The 569-nt window shown below is 58.5% G+C and carries 1 protein-coding gene; it reads right to left on the reverse strand.

From position 1 onward, the window contains the following. Nucleotides 1-119 precede the first annotated feature (119 nt). On the reverse strand, nucleotides 120-569 hold a 450-nt coding region (locus tag A3730_RS11105; protein ID WP_197477437.1), incomplete at its 5' end, for a bifunctional ornithine acetyltransferase/N-acetylglutamate synthase.

The raw sequence follows: 569 nt of genomic DNA on the forward strand, positions 1-569 counted from the left end.
GGCAGCAGCCGGGTTAATGTGGGAGCGTGCTTGCACGCGAAGCAATGAACTGCAGCAGGGCCCAAGTAAAAGCCTTTCGCTTGCAAGCAAGCTCCTACGGGGCGATGAAGCCACAGCCTCTAGGTTCGATACTCCGCATTGATCTTCACGTAGTCATAGCTAAAGTCGCAGGTCCACACGGTGCACTGTGCATCACCAGACGCCAGATCCGCCCGAATGGTGATTTCCGGCTTCGCCATCACGGCGGCACCTTGTGCTTCCTCGTAGCTATCCGCCACGCCGCCCTGTTCTACCAGCGGCAAATCACCCAGCCAAACACTGACTTTGTCCACATCCAGCGCCGCAATCGGCGCCCGGCCAATGGCAGCCAAAATACGGCCCCAATTAGGGTCCGAGGCAAACAGCGCCGTTTTCACCAGAGGGGAATGGGCAATGGTTTCAGCCACCGCTCGTGCGTCGCTTTCGCTGGCGGCTCCGGTTACGGTAATTTCCACAAACTTGGTCGCGCCTTCACCGTCACGAACCAGTGCCTGAGCCAGTTCAGTGAAGACCTCTTCCAGCGCCTGGTA

It is taken from the genome of Alcanivorax sp. HI0044, assembly GCF_001634945.1.